Below are 15,605 nucleotides of genomic sequence, written 5' to 3' on the forward strand. Positions count from 1 at the left end.
GCCATAAACACCAACGCCCGGGTAACTGCCCGGGCGTTGGTGTTTATGGCGGATTTCCGGAACGCATTCGGGCTAGGTTTAGGACGCGCTCAGCCTGGTCTCCGTCCCGATCTCGCTGCAATCCTGCGGCGTCGGCGCGTGGATCGCCGCCTGCCGATGCCTGAGCATGCCGCCGTCGCGCCGGTTCAGTGCCGCGGTCATCTCGGCGAGGACGGCCGTGGCCACGCTCTCCGGGGTGTCGCCGCCGATATCCAGGCCGATGGGGTAGTGCAGGCGGTCCAATGCCGAGAGCTCGCTGCCCTGCACGGCAATCTCGTCGAGCAGGCGCTCCGTGCGTTCGCGCGGGCCCAGTTGGCCGACATAGGCGGGCTGGCCGCGCAGCACGCCACCCAGCCAGTGGCGGTCCTGGCTGTAGCTGTGGCTCATCACCGCCACCAGTGCGCCGTCGGTCAGATGGTGCAGGGCGTAGGGCGCGGTGGGCTCGACCTGCAGCACCGCATCGGCCTCGGCAAAGCGCTCGGCGCGGGCGAAGTGGGCGCGACCATCCACCACCGTCACGTGCCAGTCCAGCAGCTTGGCCATATGCACCAGTGGTTGGGCGTCGTGGCCGGCGCCGAAGATCACCAGACGGCGCTGCGGCGCCAGGTATTCGCAGAACACCTCCACCTCGCCGCGCGCATCGCGGTAACGGCGCAGCGAGGAACGGCCCAGTGCCAGGGTCTCGGCCAGATCGGTGCGTACCCGGGCATCCAGCGCCGGATCGAGCAGGCGACCGTTCGCACCGGTTTGCGGATGCAGCAGCAGGCGCTCGCCGACCCGCACGCGGGCATTGCGGTAGCTGGCGATCACAGTGGCGAGCGCCCCGGCCTGAGCGCTTTCGCGCACCCGGCGCAGCAGCTCGGACACCACCAGCGGCCTTTCCGCGCTATGCCGCTCCAGCAGCACATGCACGGTGCCGTTGCAGCCGAGGCCGAAAGTCAGCGCGGCGTCCTGATCGTCGTCATCGTCCTGGGTGGCGGTGCTGTAGCGGCGGATCACCGACTCGCCGGCATCGGTCAGCCACCAGGCCTTCTTCGCCACCTCGGACTCCAGGCAGCCGCCACTGATGGTGCCGACCGTGCCGCCGTAGAGCGGAATCAGCATGCGCGCGCCGGGGCGGCGATAGGCCGAACCCTCGACCTTGACCACCGTGGCCAGCACGGCCTGGCCGCCGTCGCGCTCGACGGCGGCGATGGCGCCCAGCAGGGCGCTGATTCCCGACAGCATAGGCTCTCTCCCTGGCAGGTTTGGTGGGGCGCTGCGCCGCGCCGCCCAGGCTGCCAATGTCGCCCAGGCCAGTCAGGAGGGGCTAGGCCGATCCTGCTGGATCATTGCCTGATCCTGCTGCGCCGAGCTGGAAGCGTTCGGCCAGCTGGCCGATGGCGGCCCGCTCACTGCGGATGAAGTCGCGGAAGGCCTGCGCCACCGGCGACAGGCGTTTGCCGCGACCATGTACCACGCACCAACTGCGCCGCAGTGGCAGCTCTTCCACCGGCAGCTCGCGCAGCAGGCCGTGGCTGAGCTCCAGGCGCACGGCGTGACGAGACAGCAGGGCCAGGCCGAGCCCGGCCGCTACGGCCTCGACCTGGGATTCGCAGGAGCCGACCTCCAGGGTCTGGGCGAAATGCGCGCGCTTCTGATGGCAATACTCCTCACAGGCGCGGCGAGTGCCCGAGCCGGGCTCGCGCACCAGCAGCGGGAAGCTGGTGAGATCGCTCAGGCGCAGTTTCTCCAGCGAGCACAGCGGGTGCTGCGGCGGCGCCACCGCGATGATCGGGTTGTTGAGGAAGGGGAAGAAATCCAGGCCCATGTCGCTGGGCACCTGGGACATGATCAGCAGGTCGTCGCGACTCGCCGACAGACGGCGCACCGCCTGGGCGTGATTGACCACCACCAGCTGCAGGCTGACTTCCGGATGCTGCTCGCGGAAGGCGGCGAACAGGTGCGGCACCAGGTACTTGGCGCTGGACTCCACGGCCAGACTGAGCTGGCCCTGCAGCGAGCCCTGCAGGTCGGAGAGTTGCATGTCCAGGGCTTCCAGGCGGCCAAAGACATCTTCGCTGGCCTTCAGCAGCGCCTCGGCGGCAGGGGTCAGGTAGAGCTTCTTGGCCACGTAATCGAACAGCGGCTGGTCGATCAGCTCTTCCAGTTGGCGGATCTGCAGGCTGACCGCCGGCTGGGTCAGCGCCATTTCTTCGGCGGCGCGGCTGTACGAACGGCTTTCACACACGGCGCGGAAAATCTGCAGCTGACGAAAAGTCATTCGCATCAATGACTTGCGCATTATCTAAAGTCCGCATGAGGGGTTGAAGAAAAGAACTATAAGTCTTTACTTATGCTTAACCCAATAAATATTGATTTTGGTTATTCAGATGGCGGGCGTAGGGTAAATGCACGACCGCCGAGGCCTTTGCGGTCACCCGTAGACCGCTTTGCTGCGGTCGTTTGTTCACATGAGCGAGGAACCCGGCTCGTGATCAAGAAGATCCTCATCGCCAACCGCGGCGAGATTGCCGTGCGTATCGTGCGCGCCTGTGCCGAGATGGGCATCCGTTCGGTGGCTGTGTATTCCGAAGCGGATCGCCAGGCTCTGCACGTCAAGCGCGCCGACGAGGCGCACAGCATCGGCGACGACCCACTGGCCGGTTATCTGAACCCGCGCAAGCTGGTCAACCTGGCGGTGGAAACCGGCTGCGACGCCCTGCACCCCGGTTATGGCTTTCTCTCGGAAAACGCCGAGCTGGCGGAAATCTGCGCCGAGCGCGGTATCAAGTTCATCGGTCCCAGCGCCGAAGTCATTCGCCGCATGGGCGACAAGACCGAAGCGCGGCGCAGCATGATCGCCGCCGGCGTGCCCTGCACGCCCGGCACCGAGGGCAACGTCGCCGACATCGATGAGGCCCTGCGCGAAGGTGAACGCATCGGCTACCCGGTGATGCTCAAGGCCACTTCCGGCGGCGGCGGTCGCGGTATCCGTCGCTGCAACAGCCGCGAGGAGCTGGAACAGAATTTCCCGCGAGTGATCTCCGAGGCGACCAAGGCGTTCGGCAGCGCTGAGGTGTTCCTCGAGAAATGCATCGTCAATCCCAAGCACATCGAGGCGCAGATCCTGGCCGACAGCTTCGGCAACACCGTGCACCTGTATGAGCGCGACTGCTCGATCCAGCGGCGCAACCAGAAGCTGATCGAGATCGCCCCCAGCCCGCAGCTGACGCCCGAGCAACGCGCCTACATCGGCGACCTCGCCGTGCGCGCGGCCAAGGCTGTGGGCTACGAAAATGCCGGTACCGTGGAGTTCCTGCTCGCCGATGGCGAGGTGTACTTCATGGAGATGAACACCCGGGTGCAGGTGGAGCACACCATCACCGAGGAAATCACCGGCATCGACATCGTCCGCGAGCAGATCCGCATCGCTTCGGGTCTGGAACTGTCGGTCAAGCAGGAAGACATCATCCACCGTGGTTATGCCCTGCAGTTCCGCATCAACGCCGAGGACCCGAAGAACAACTTCCTGCCCTCGTTCGGCAAGATCACCCGCTACTACGCTCCCGGCGGCCCGGGTGTGCGCACCGACACGGCGATCTATACCGGTTACACCATCCCGCCCTACTACGACTCCATGTGCCTGAAGCTGATCGTCTGGGCGCTGACCTGGGAAGAGGCCATGGACCGCGGCCTGCGCGCGCTGGACGACATGCGCGTGCAGGGGGTGAAGACCACCGCGGCCTACTATCAGGAAATCCTGCGCAACCCCGAGTTCCGCAGCGGCCAGTTCAACACCAGCTTCGTCGAGGCCCACCCGGAACTGACCCAGTACTCGATCAAGCGCAACCCGTCGCACCTGGCCATCGCCATCGCCACCGCCATCGCCGCCCACGCCGGCCTGTAGGGGAAGGATTCAGATCATGAGCAAGACCAAGAAAATCACCGTCACCGACACCATCCTGCGCGATGCCCACCAGTCGATCATTGCCACGCGCATGCGCACCGAGGACATGCTGCCGATCTGCGGCAAGCTCGACCAGGTCGGCTACTGGTCGCTGGAAGTCTGGGGCGGCGCCACTTTCGACGCCTGCGTGCGCTTCCTCAAGGAAGACCCCTGGGAGCGCCTGCGCAAGCTCAAGGCCGCGCTGCCCAACACCCGCCTGCAGATGCTCCTGCGCGGGCAGAACCTGCTCGGCTACCGCCACTACAGCGACGACGTGGTGCGCGCCTTCGTGGCCAAGGCTGCGGTCAATGGCATCGACGTGTTCCGCATCTTCGACGCGATGAACGACGTGCGTAACCTGCGCGTCTCCATCGAGGCGGTGAAGGCCGCCGGCAAGCACGCCCAGGGCACCCTCAGCTACACCACCAGCCCGGTGCACACCGTGGCTGCCTACGTCGAACAGGCCAAGGCCATGCAGGCCATGGGCATCGACTCTATCGCCATCAAGGACATGGCCGGGCTGCTGACGCCTTACGCCACCTTCGAACTGGTCAAGGCACTCAAGGCCGAGGTCGATCTGCCGGTGTTTATCCACAGCCACGATACTGCCGGCCTGGGCGCGATGTGCCAGCTGAAGGCCATCGAGGCCGGCGCCGACCATATCGACACCGCCATCTCCAGCTTCGCCTGGGGCACCAGCCACCCCGGCACCGAGTCGATGGTCGCTGCCTTGCGTGGCAGTGAGTTCGATACGGGGCTGGATCTGGAGCTGATCCAGGAGATCGGCATGTACTTCCATGCCGTGCGCAAGAAGTACCACCAGTTCGAGAGCGAATTCACCGCCGTGGATACCCGTGTGCAGGTCAACCAGGTGCCGGGCGGCATGATGTCCAACCTGGCCAACCAGCTGAAGGAACAGGGCGCGCTGAACCGCATCAACGAAGTGTTCGCCGAGATTCCGAAAGTGCGCGAAGACCTCGGCTTCCCGCCCCTGGTCACCCCGACCTCACAGATCGTCGGCACCCAGGCGGTGTTCAACGTGCTCGCCGGTGCGCGCTACAAGACCATCACCAACGAGGTGAAACTGTACCTGCAGGGCCGCTACGGCAAGGCGCCGGGCAAGGTCAACGAGGCGCTGCGCAAGCAGGCCATCGGTAGCGAGGAAGTCATTGATGTGCGCCCGGCCGACCTGCTCAAGCCGGAGATGGCCAAGCTGCGCGAGGAGATCGGCGCCCTGGCCAAGAGCGAAGAAGACGTGCTGACCTTCGCCATGTTCCCGGACATCGGTCGCAAGTTCCTCGAAGAGCGTGCGGCCGGCACCCTGACCCCGGAAGTACTGCTGCCGATTCCCGAAGCTGGCGGCGTGGCCGCAGCCGGTGGCGAAGGCGTGCCGACCGAGTTCGTGGTCGACGTGCATGGCGAGAGCTACCGCGTGGACATCACCGGCGTGGGCGTGAAGGGCGACGGCAAGCGCCACTTCTACCTGTCCATCGACGGCATGCCGGAAGAGGTGGTGTTCGAGCCGCTCAACGACTTCGTCGCCGGTAGCGGCGGCAAGCGCAAGCAGGCCAGTGCGCCGGGCGACGTCAGCACCACCATGCCGGGCAATATCGTCGACGTGCTGGTCAAGGAAGGCGATCAGGTCAAAGCCGGCCAGGCCGTGCTGATCACCGAGGCGATGAAGATGGAAACCGAAGTGCAGGCGCCCATCGCCGGTACCGTGAAGGTCATTCACGTGGCCAAGGGCGACCGGGTCAACCCGGGCGACGTGCTGGTGGAAATCGTCGCCTGAGCCGCTAAAGAGTAAGTCCCGCTGGGGGAGCTTCGGCTCCCCCTTTTTTATGGCCGGGTCCTTGTAGGCGTCGCCCAGGCGCTCCTTCGGCTAGCCCATGCCGGGTGCTGTTCTGCGGGCAACAAAAAGGGAAGCACTCGGCTTCCCTTTTGGCTACTGCTTACAGCCAGGCTTAGCGCCAGAACGGCTTGCGGACTTCTTCGGCGCGCTCGTTCAGGCTGATGCCGGCGTCGGCCAGCAGGCGTGCGTCCAGGCGGGCCAGCTCGCGGCGGCTGCTCGAGCGGCGCTGCCACAGCAGCAGGGTGGCCAGGGCGCGCAGCGGCAGCAGGCCGGTGGCATTGGAGGTGTGTTGCTGGAACATCGAGTCGGAACTGAGGGTACGTTCCATGGTGGTGCTTCCTTCCGCTTGTGGCGGGGTTAGAGGGTGTTCTACTGGAAGGCTATTTTCCTGACTGTGTGGTCGGTTTTATAGGCACAGCTGGGTTAAATTGTCGGGCTATTTGTTAGCCAGCTTTGCAACTGTTCTGCTTGGTGGAACACAACTGTACTGGTCCTCCGTGGAAAATCCTGAGCTGTGATAATTGCCAGGTTTTTTCACTGCACAGGGCCGCCACTACAGCGAATGCCTGGCGATACAGTTCCCTAAACTGTTTTAGTCAAAGCCCATCTGTTATTGCCTCGCTTGCCGGTTTTGGCGCTGCGCCATGGCGGCGTAAAGTAGGCCGATCTCGGTGGCCGTCCAGCAAGGAAATCCCATGACCGATCAGAGCCAACAATTCGCCAGCGACAACTATTCCGGCATCTGCCCCGAAGCCTGGGCCGCCATGGCCGAGGCCAACCAGGGCCACCAGCGTGCCTATGGTGACGATCAGTGGACGGCGCGTGCCGCCGACCATTTCCGCCAGCTGTTCGAGACCGACTGCGAGGTGTTCTTCGCCTTCAACGGCACGGCGGCCAACTCCCTGGCGCTGGCCTCGCTGTGCCAGAGCTACCACAGCGTGATCTGCTCGGAGACCGCCCACGTCGAGACCGACGAATGTGGCGCACCGGAGTTCTTCTCCAACGGCTCCAAGCTGCTCACCGCGCGCACCGAACTGGGCAAGCTGACGCCGGAGTCGATTCGCGAGGTGGCGCTCAAGCGCCAGGACATCCATTACCCCAAGCCGCGGGTGGTGACCCTGACCCAGGCCACCGAGGTCGGTACGGTTTACAGTCCGGAGGAAGTGCGGGCGATCAGCCAGGCCTGCAAGGAGTTGCAGCTCAACCTGCACATGGACGGCGCGCGCTTTTCCAACGCCTGTGCGTCACTCGGTTGCAGCCCGGCCGAGCTGACCTGGAAGGCTGGCGTCGACGTGCTGTGCTTCGGTGGCACCAAGAACGGCATGGCCGTGGGCGAGGCCATCCTGTTCTTCAACAAGGCCCTGGCCGAGGACTTCGACTACCGCTGCAAGCAGGCCGGGCAACTGGCCTCGAAGATGCGCTACCTGTCGGCGCCCTGGGTCGGCATCCTGCAGGACGGTGCCTGGCTGCGCTATGCCGATCACGCCAACCGCTGCGCGCGCCTGCTGGCCGAGCTGGTGGCGGACGTGCCGGGCGTCAGCCTGATGTTCCCGGTGCAGGCCAACGGCGTGTTCCTGCAGCTTTCCGAGCCGGCCCTGGAACGCTTGCGTGACTGGGGCTGGCGCTTCTACACCTTCATCGGCGCCGGAGGGGCGCGCTTCATGTGCAGTTGGGATACCGACGAGAACCGGGTGCGCGAACTGGCTGCGGATATCCGCCTTGCCATGGGCGCGGCCTAGCCAGTCGCCTGCCTGCTTCTGAAGTTACCCCCAGCCCGAGTGGATCACTCTGTGGATAAGCTGTAGGGCGAGTTCTCGGTACCAGTACGGGCGTGGGCTGGCGGCTGTTGGGCGATTTCTAGACAGCGCCGAGAGACTGCTGCGCAAGTTAGTCACAGAAGTTGTGCAGTGTTATCTGGGTAGCCTGTGGATAGATGGCCGAGAGCCAGAGATGGCGCAGGCTGGAAGGTTTCGTACGCTTTTTGTGCAGCGGCCCGGTCGTTCACCTCTTCTGATATGAGGCAGAACCAGCAGTCGGCGGGGGAGGCTGGCTACACCGAACCATGCGACGAAAGGCACCGTAAGCGGCGGATGGGCTGACTAAGGTTCTTAGTCCAACCCACCCCTTTCCGCTTCGCCGGAGCTGCCTCATGGATATCGACAGCCTCTTCTCCCAGCTGCACAGCCTACCCAGTATTCCCAAGGTCGCTCAGGATCTTATCCAGCAGTTCGACAACCCCAACACCAGCCTGGATGCCGTGGCGAACAATATCGCCTTGGACCCGGTGATTGCCGCCAAGGTATTGCGGCTGGCCAACTCGGCGCGTTTTCGTGGTGCCCGCGAGGCCAGTAGCGTCGAGGATGCCGCCTCGCGCCTGGGCTTCAACACCCTGCGCACCCTGGTGCTGGCCTCGGCGGTCACCGGTGCCTTCAAGACCGACTCCGGCTTCGATCTCAAGGCGTTCTGGCTGCACAGCTTCCAGGTGGCGAGCATCTGCCGGCTGCTGGCCAAGACCCGTGGCGTGGCGGTGGAGACGGCTTTCACCTGCGGCATGATGCACAACATCGGCGAGCTATTGATCCAGACCGGAGCACCGGAGCTGGCGGCGCGCCTCAACCGTAGCGGCAAGACCGACGCGGCCGGGCGGGTGGCGTTGGAGACCCTGCAGCTGGGCTTTGGCTTCCCCGAGGTCGGCGCCGAGCTGGCACGGCGTTGGCAGCTGCCGGAGGTAATCCAGCAGGCCATTGCCCTGCAGGCGCGCCCGCATCAGGCACCGGTGGACATGCCCCTGCCACGCCTGGTGGCGCAGGCGGTGCTGATTGCCGAAGCCTTGCGCCTGCACAATGGCGACCTGGCCAAGACCCGCGAGGAGCTGGACAGCCCGCTGTGCGAGGGCATCGACCTGGATGCCCTGTTCGACAAGCTGCCCGAGGTGCTGGAGGCCGACAAGAGCTTCGCGCAGCTACTGGACTGACTGCCGGCTGCCCTGCCCTATCGCGCTCTGCTCAACGCTGCAGGTGGCTGGCTGGTAGGACCAGCCAGCCATTCTCGACGGCCTCGAATAACAGGGCGCACACATTCGACACCTGCAGTTTCTGCTGCAGGTTGCTGCGGTGCTTGCGCACGGTCAGGTCGCTGATGCCGAGTGCGCGAGCGGCCTGTTTGTCGCTGAGGCCCTGGGCGAACAGAACCAGGATTTGCGTTTCTCGAGCGCTCAGGGGTGTAGCGAGTGCCGCGGGCGGTTTTTTTTGGCACCGGGCATGGCGTGCTCAAGGTAATGAACCGTCAGCTGTGCCGACTTGTGCAGGTCCAGCTTCCTTTGCACATTCTCCCGGTGCTTCCGGGCAGTACTCAGAGAAATCGTCAGTAGTTCTGCAATCTCGCGGTCCGTGAAGCCTCTGGCGACCAGCGAGAGCGCCTCCTTCTCCCGTGCCGTAAGCACTTCCCTGTCCTGTTCAGCGCCCGACGCAGACCCGCCCGGCCATGGCACAGCATTGCGCTGCGACAGCTTCCTGCTTGCGCACCCTTATCTCTGGCAATACCGAAATTGCCCAATATCAGGCCATCAGGTTAGTCGCCAGCATGCAGCTGTCGATTAACTCTCAGGGGCCGGTGTTCGAGGCGAGAAGTGGGTTGCAGTAATCGGCGCAGGTGTCACGGCGGATGCCGTGACGCGTTTGGATGAACAACTGCAAGGATTACTGCCATGAATTGGAATCGCACATTTACCGATCTGATCCGCGCGGGCCGTCCGGCCTATTGGGGCAACTGGACGCTCGACCCGAAATTCAAGGTCGGGGCCGTGGGTATCGTTTCGCCGGACGACGGCGACTTCACCCTGGTGAAGGAGGCTACACCGGGTATCTCCGTCAGCAACCGGGGCATACCCAACCAGTGGAAGCTGGCATCCAGCAACGTCAGGCGCAGCCAGGCCAACGTCGAGCTGGATGGCTCGGCCACCGACCCCGAGACCGGCACCAAGATCACCGCGGGCACCCAGCTGACCTGGGATTTCGCCAGCGTCGGTTCGATTGCCTCGGAGTTCGGCATCGCCAACGAGGAATTCATCAGCGACCTGACCGTGCTGAGCAAACCGGAAACCCTGCAGTGGCTGGCGCAGCAGGCTGGCTCGGTGAGCATGGGCAGCGGCGGCAATATCGCTCAGGGCTTTGGCGTGATCACCAGCGTGATCTACGCCAACAGCGGCCTCAACCTCGGCTCGCAGGACAACAACTCCTCGTTCTCTCTCAGCGGCTCGGCAAGCGCCGTTCAGGAGATGGTGGCCGGGGCCAACGCCAAGGGCTCCTTCGTTTCCACCAAGGAAACCAAGCAGCTCGACCAGCACCTGTGGCCCAACACGCCGAACAAGGAGCCCAGCGGCTCGGTGCCGATCGCCTATACCTTCGCGTCGTTCGACGGCAATCTGCTGATCCCCAACTGGATCACTCGCCTGGGCGCCCTGCAGATTCTGTTCAACAACAAGCCGGGCTGTACCTACATCACCAGCATTCAGCTGAGCTACGACACCCCGCAGGGCAAGAAAAACGAGTCTTTCTCGTTGAGCGGTGGCCTGTCGAAGACGGTCTCCAACATCCCGCTGAGCGCCACCAATATCGTGGTGAATATCACCTTCAAGGGCATGATCAACAGCGACCACTACACCTTCAAGTGGCCCAGCCCTCTGGGCCAATGGCTGACCGGGCATCGCGAGATCGAGATGACCGGCGTCTGGCCGGGACAGACCCACGCCCGCGATATCGCGCACTGAAACCAGGACCGAGCCTCGGCCGTTGCTGGCCGAGTGCTCAAGACATCTGTCTTGCTTCGTAAAGGAACTCGATGATGAAAAACTCTCTGAAGAAACCCCAAGCGCTGGCCTTCGGCCTGCTGCTTTCTGCTCTTGCTGCAGGCGCTGCGCAGGCCGCGGAAGTGGGCAAAGGCGTGATGATTGTCCGTGGTGGCGCGGCCAATACCGACAACAACTACCAGAAGGAAGATCGCGACAGTAACGACCGCCTCTACCGAGTCTCTGCGCTGTGTGCCAGCAGTGGCAACCAGACGCCTGCGGCCCTGGTCGCGACGGACACGGGGTGGGCGTTTGGCGCTGCCTACATGAGCGGCAACAGCACCACGGTGATCAACTACGGCGGCCATGTCGTAAAAGACCCGCTGCCGGGCAATCCCAATCACTGTCTGATCAATGGCCTGAAGTTGGCGCAGATCAAGGGCATGTGGCACTGATCCCCAGGTGAGAAAAAGACCGGCCCTTAGCCGGTCTTTTTATTCCACACGGGCGGTTCAGTTGCCGGTCTTGATCTTGCTCCAGACTCGCGTTCGCACGCGCTCGACTTTCTGCGGCAAGGGCTTGAGCACGTAAAGGTTCTTCTGCACGTCCTCTGGCGGTGCCAGGTCGGCATCGTCGCGGATGGCCGCGCTGACCAGCGGCATGGCGTCCTTGTTCGGGTTGGGATAGCCGAGGAAGTCGCTGATCGGCGCCACCACCTTGGGATCGAGCAGGTTGTCGAGGAAGGCGAGGGCCTCGTCGACGTTCTTGGCATCGGCCGGGATGGCGAAGGAGTCGTACCACAGCGGCGCGCCTTCCTTCGGCAGCTTCCATTTCACCACCACGCCGTTACCGGCTTCCTTGGCGCGGTTGGCGAACTGGAAGAAGCTGCCGGAATAGCCGATGGCCACGCAGATGTCGCCGTTGGCGATATCGGTCATGTACTTGGCCGAGTGGAAGTAGGCCACGTAGGGGCGCACTTTCAGCAGCAACTCGGTGGCCTTGTCGTAGTCGGCAGGGTTGGTGCTGTTGGGGTCCAGGCCCAGGTAGTCGAGGGCGATCGGCAGGATCTCGGCGGGCGAGTCGAGCATGGCCACGCCGCAGCTCTTCAGCTTCTCTATGTTTTCCGGCTTGAACACCAGGTCCCAGCTGTTCACCGGCGCGTCGTCGCCGAGGGCGGCCTTGACCTTGTCCGGGTTGTAGCCGATCAGCACGGTGCCGTACATGTAGGGTACGGCGTACTGGTTGCCGGGGTCGTTGGCGCTCATCAGCTGCAGCAGGTTGGGGTTCAGGTGCTGCCAGTTGGGCAGCTTGGTCTTGTCCAGCTTCTGGTACACGCCGGCCTTGATCTGGTTTTCCAGGAAGGTGTTGGTCGGCACCACCAGGTCGTAGCCGGAGTTGCCGGCCAGCAGCTTGGCTTCCAGCGCCTCGTTGGATTCGTAGGTGTCCCAGGTCAGCTTGATGCCGGTGTTCTTGGCGAACGTCTTGGGCACCTCGGGCAGCATGTAGTCGGCCCAGTTGTAGACGTGCAGCTCGGCGGCACTGGCCTGCAGCGCGCCGGCACAGAGCGTGGCGCCGAACAGTAGCGGGATGGCTTTTCTCATGGTGCATCTCTCCCCTGGTTGGATGGGCTCAGGCGCCCTGGAAACCTTCGAGTACGTTGACGGCGTTGATGCCGATCTCTTCCACCGCGTAGCCACCCTCCATGATGAACAGGGTTGGCTTGCCCAGTGCGGCGATGCGTTGGCCCATGCGCAGGTAGTCCGGGCTGTCCAGCTTGAACTGGGAGATCGGGTCTTCCTTGAAGGTGTCGACGCCCAGCGATACCAGCACCACGTCCGGCGCGTAGGCGGCGATGCGCTGGCAGGCGCTTTCCAGGGCGGCGCTCCAGGCCGCCCAGTCGCTGCCGGCGGCCAGCGGCAGGTTGTAGTTGAAGCCACGCCCGGCGCCTTCGCCGACTTCGTCGGCATAGCCGAGGAAGAAGGGGAACTCGAAGCTGGGGTCGCCGTGGATCGAGGTCACCAGCACGTCGTTGCGGTTGTAGAAGATCGACTGGGTGCCGTTGCCGTGGTGGTAGTCGACATCGAGGATGGCCACGCGTAGGGCACCCTGGTCCAGGCAGGCCTGGGCGGCGATGGCGGCGTTGTTCAGGTAGCAGTAGCCGCCCATCAGGTCGGCGGCGGCATGGTGGCCTGGCGGACGGCACAGGGCGAAGGCGCTGTTGGCGCCCTGGGCAATGGCCTGCTGACCGGTCAGGGCAACCTGGGCCGAGCTGTATACGGCCTGCCAGGTACCGGGGGTGATCGGCGCGCCGCCGTCAAAGCTGTAGTAGCCGACCTGGCCGTACAGGCTGTCCGGGCGCACCGCGCGCAGGGTACGCGCCGGCCAGGTGAAGGGCAGCAGGTCGCCATCCGGGTTGCCCTCGGCGGCCCAACGCGCCCAGGCACCTTCGAGGAATTCCAGGTAGTCGCCGGCATGCACGCGGGCGATCGGCTGCATGCCGAAGTCGCCGGGCTCGCGCACTTCGCCCAGGGCACGGTCACGCACGCGCTTGAGTACATGGTCGGCACGCGAGGGCATCTCGAAGCAGGGCTTGAGTTCGCCGTCGATCAGCTCGCAACGGCCGTGGTGCAGGCGGTGGTCGTCGCTATAAATCGTGAGCATCTTGTTGTTCTCCTGTCAGACATCCGGCCTTCATTCTTGACGGCGATTGGCGTGACGGAGAACGTGCGGAGTGGCCACAAGGGGATAGATGTGGCCAATTTTAAGTGAGCGCGATGCGCAGTCCGGGCAGATGCCTGAGCGCAGGACAGCCAGGATTCGCGGCTAAAGCCGCTCCCACTGGGGTTTACAGCGGACGTCCTGAGTCAGGCGCGAAAGCGACTCGGCGGCTGTCCGCTCCAGCGCTGGAAGGCATGGCGGAAGCTGGCGGTTTCGCTGTAGCCCATGGCTTCGGCGATGCGGTAGATCGGCAGTTCACCCTGCTCCAGCAGCTGGCGGGCACGGGCGAAGCGCAGTTCGTCGAGCAGGCTCTGGTAGTTGCTGCCGGCATCGTGCAGGTGGCGGCGCAGGCTGCGCGAGGAGCAGTGCAGCTGGCTGGCCAGGCCATCCAGGCCGGGCGGCGCTTCGAGCTGGGCGGCGAGCAGCTGGCGGCAGCGCATCACCAGCGACTGGCGGCTGACGAATTCCTGGTTGATCTGCCGGCAGCGCGCAAGCATGTCGCAATGGGTCACCGGGTCGGCCAGCGGCAGGCGCTGCTCCAGCCAGGCGGCAGAGAAGGCGAAGGCGTTGCGCGGGGCCTCGAACTGACGTGGGCAGGGGAAGCTGTGCTGGTACTGCGCCTCGTACGCTGGCGCGGCATGGCGGAACTGTGCACCGATCAGGGGCAGCGGTTGCCCCAGCAGGTCGTCGCAGATCAGCTTCAGCGAGGCCAGGCAGAACTCGGTGTTGAAGGTTTCCAGCGCCGGCTGGTCGCGGTAGCCGGCAGCCTGCATGTAAACCAGGTCGCCTTCGCGCGGCAGGCTCAGCTCGAAGTAGGTTCCGAGCAGAGCGGGAAACTCCAGGGCCAGCTGCAGGGCGTCACCCAGGGTAGCGCTGGACAGCAGGGTGTAACCCAGCGCGCCATAGGCCGACACATGCATGCGCCGGCCCAGCTCCAGGCCGAGGCTCTGGCAATGCTCGCGGGCATTGGCACAGACGCGCATTTCCTGCGCGGTGCTGATGCGAAAGTCCGGGTGCTGCAGGTCGCCCAGGCGAATGCCGCTGCCGGCCAGCAAGGCTTCGGCGCTGATCTGCGGCTGCTCGCCGAGCAACTGGAGGATCAGGGATACGGTGTGCAGGGTGGTGACTTGCGAGTGCAGCATGGCGATACGACGGGCCGATGAGGCTGTTGATGCAGCAAGAACTATGCCCCCGAATTTCAAGGTGATGGCAAGCGCCCGACCGGCGTCTAGTGCTGAACGCCGGAGCCGGTCCGGCGTGGTTTGGAGTTCGTGCATGCAAGCACTGTTGAACGAGATCGTCGAGCAGGTTCGCCCGCTGCTCGGCCAGGGCAAGGTCGCCGACTACATTCCCGCACTGGCCGAAGTGCCGGGTGCGCAACTGGGCATCGCCGTGTTCGGCGTGGATGGCAGCCTGCACACCGCTGGCGATGCCGACAGGGCTTTCTCGATCCAGAGTATTTCCAAGGTATTCAGCCTGGTCCAGGCGATTCAGCATTCCGGTGAGGAGATCTGGCAGCGCCTCGGCCACGAGCCGTCCGGGCAGCCGTTCAATTCGCTGGTGCAGCTGGAGTTCGAGCGCGGCCGGCCGCGCAACCCCTTCATCAATGCCGGCGCGCTGGTGATCTGCGACATCAACGAGTCGCGCTTCGCCGCGCCGGCGCTGTCGCTGCGCGACTTCGCCCGGCGCCTGTCCGGCAACGCCCAGGTGGTGGCGGACATGAAGGTGGCCGAGTCGGAATACCAGCACCGCGCGCGCAATGCGGCGGCGGCCTACCTGATGCAGTCGTTCGGCAACTTTCACAACGAAGTAGAGGTGGTGCTGCGCAGCTATTTCCACCATTGCGCGCTGGCCATGAGCTGCGTCGACCTGGCCCGCGCCTTCGCCTTCCTCGCCAGCCAGGGGCGCTGCCCGCACAGCGGCGAGCAGGTGCTGAGCCCACGGCAGACCCAGCAGGTCAACGCCATCATGGCCACCAGCGGGCTGTACGACGAGGCCGGCAACTTCGCCTACCGCGTCGGCCTGCCGGGCAAGAGCGGTGTCGGTGGCGGCATAGTCGCCGTGGTGCCGGGGCGCTTCAGCGTCTGCGTGTGGTCACCGGAGCTGAACGCCGCCGGCAACTCGCTGGCCGGCATGGCGGCGCTGGAGCTGCTCAGCGAGCGCATCGGCTGGTCGGTGTTTGCACCCTTGCAGGGCTGATTGGACACAGCGTGGGAGCGGCTGGGCGGCACTCCGCTTTAGCCGCGATGCTGTCAGCCCTGATCGTGGCTGAAGCCACTCCC

15 protein-coding genes are annotated in these 15,605 nt (G+C 64.6%); 7 read left to right on the forward strand and 8 right to left on the reverse strand.

The annotated features are described in order from the left end of the window. Positions 1–78 precede the first annotated feature (78 nt). Both AYB31_RS18750 and AYB31_RS18755 read right to left on the reverse strand, forming a co-directional pair. Positions 79–1,266 (reverse strand): XdhC family protein, encoded by a 1,188-nt coding sequence (locus AYB31_RS18750; protein ID WP_082805358.1) that lies wholly within the window; start codon positions 1,264–1,266, stop codon positions 79–81. An 82-nt stretch (positions 1,267–1,348) separates the two neighbouring features. Continuing rightward, on the reverse strand, positions 1,349–2,323 hold the full coding sequence (locus tag AYB31_RS18755; RefSeq protein WP_068830515.1) for a LysR family transcriptional regulator: 975 nt from the start codon (positions 2,321–2,323) through the stop codon (positions 1,349–1,351). A 189-nt stretch (positions 2,324–2,512) separates the two neighbouring features. Here AYB31_RS18755 and AYB31_RS18760 point away from each other — a divergent pair, with 189 nt between their 5' ends. Both AYB31_RS18760 and oadA read left to right on the forward strand, forming a co-directional pair. Continuing rightward, positions 2,513–3,928 (forward strand): acetyl-CoA carboxylase biotin carboxylase subunit, encoded by a 1,416-nt coding sequence (locus tag AYB31_RS18760; RefSeq protein WP_068830517.1) that lies wholly within the window; start codon positions 2,513–2,515, stop codon positions 3,926–3,928. A 16-nt stretch (positions 3,929–3,944) separates the two neighbouring features. After that, on the forward strand, positions 3,945–5,759 hold the full coding sequence (gene oadA / locus AYB31_RS18765) for a sodium-extruding oxaloacetate decarboxylase subunit alpha (protein WP_068830518.1): 1,815 nt from the start codon (positions 3,945–3,947) through the stop codon (positions 5,757–5,759). A 172-nt stretch (positions 5,760–5,931) separates the two neighbouring features. Here oadA and AYB31_RS18770 read toward each other — a convergent pair whose 3' ends face one another. Then, positions 5,932–6,147, reverse strand: a complete 216-nt coding sequence (locus tag AYB31_RS18770) for a DUF1127 domain-containing protein (protein WP_068830520.1) — start codon at positions 6,145–6,147, stop codon at positions 5,932–5,934. A 367-nt stretch (positions 6,148–6,514) separates the two neighbouring features. On the opposite strand from AYB31_RS18770, the gene AYB31_RS18775 reads away from it, so the two are divergent. Together AYB31_RS18775 and AYB31_RS18780 are read left to right on the forward strand one after the other, a co-directional pair. Next, positions 6,515–7,558 (forward strand): threonine aldolase family protein, encoded by a 1,044-nt coding sequence (locus AYB31_RS18775; protein WP_068830521.1) that lies wholly within the window; start codon positions 6,515–6,517, stop codon positions 7,556–7,558. Positions 7,559–7,968: 410 nt separating this feature from the next. Next, on the forward strand, positions 7,969–8,793 hold the full coding sequence (locus tag AYB31_RS18780) for an HDOD domain-containing protein (RefSeq protein ID WP_068830523.1): 825 nt from the start codon (positions 7,969–7,971) through the stop codon (positions 8,791–8,793). A 31-nt stretch (positions 8,794–8,824) separates the two neighbouring features. Here the strand turns inward: AYB31_RS18780 and AYB31_RS22130 are convergent, their stop codons facing one another. Both AYB31_RS22130 and AYB31_RS22405 read right to left on the reverse strand, forming a co-directional pair. Next, entirely contained in the window at positions 8,825–9,037 is a 213-nt protein-coding gene (locus AYB31_RS22130; RefSeq protein ID WP_082805360.1) for a response regulator transcription factor, read from the reverse strand. Next, positions 9,034–9,309 carry a response regulator transcription factor gene (locus AYB31_RS22405; protein ID WP_442961834.1) on the reverse strand — a complete coding sequence of 92 codons (276 nt, stop codon included), beginning with the start codon at positions 9,307–9,309 and terminating at the stop codon, positions 9,034–9,036. The genes AYB31_RS22130 and AYB31_RS22405 overlap by 4 nt, the downstream gene beginning before the upstream one ends. A gap of 216 nt (positions 9,310–9,525) precedes the next feature. On the opposite strand from AYB31_RS22405, the gene AYB31_RS18790 reads away from it, so the two are divergent. Both AYB31_RS18790 and AYB31_RS18795 read left to right on the forward strand, forming a co-directional pair. Beyond that, on the forward strand, positions 9,526–10,587 hold the full coding sequence (locus tag AYB31_RS18790) for a hypothetical protein (RefSeq protein WP_068830526.1): 1,062 nt from the start codon (positions 9,526–9,528) through the stop codon (positions 10,585–10,587). A gap of 74 nt (positions 10,588–10,661) precedes the next feature. After that, positions 10,662–11,060: a hypothetical protein gene (locus AYB31_RS18795; RefSeq protein ID WP_068830527.1), complete on the forward strand. Its 399-nt coding sequence runs from the start codon at positions 10,662–10,664 to the stop codon at positions 11,058–11,060. Between the two features lie 57 nt (positions 11,061–11,117). Here the strand turns inward: AYB31_RS18795 and AYB31_RS18800 are convergent, their stop codons facing one another. From AYB31_RS18800 to AYB31_RS18810, 3 genes are all read right to left on the reverse strand, one after another. Then, positions 11,118–12,206, reverse strand: coding sequence for a polyamine ABC transporter substrate-binding protein (locus AYB31_RS18800; RefSeq protein ID WP_068830529.1), 1,089 nt, complete (start codon positions 12,204–12,206; stop codon positions 11,118–11,120). Between the two features lie 28 nt (positions 12,207–12,234). Next, entirely contained in the window at positions 12,235–13,266 is a 1,032-nt protein-coding gene (locus AYB31_RS18805) for a histone deacetylase family protein (RefSeq protein WP_068830531.1), read from the reverse strand. Between the two features lie 203 nt (positions 13,267–13,469). Beyond that, a complete protein-coding gene (locus tag AYB31_RS18810) occupies positions 13,470–14,465 on the reverse strand; it encodes an AraC family transcriptional regulator (RefSeq protein ID WP_068830533.1) in 996 nt (331 codons plus the stop codon). 133 nt (positions 14,466–14,598) lie between these two features. Here AYB31_RS18810 and glsB point away from each other — a divergent pair, with 133 nt between their 5' ends. After that, positions 14,599–15,522 (forward strand): glutaminase B, encoded by a 924-nt coding sequence (glsB, locus tag AYB31_RS18815; RefSeq protein ID WP_068830534.1) that lies wholly within the window; start codon positions 14,599–14,601, stop codon positions 15,520–15,522. The last annotated feature ends 83 nt before the right edge of the window (positions 15,523–15,605 follow it).

Source organism: Pseudomonas sp. BMS12 (genome assembly GCF_001592875.1).
In the GTDB taxonomy this organism is placed as follows: Bacteria; Pseudomonadota; Gammaproteobacteria; order Pseudomonadales; family Pseudomonadaceae; genus Aquipseudomonas.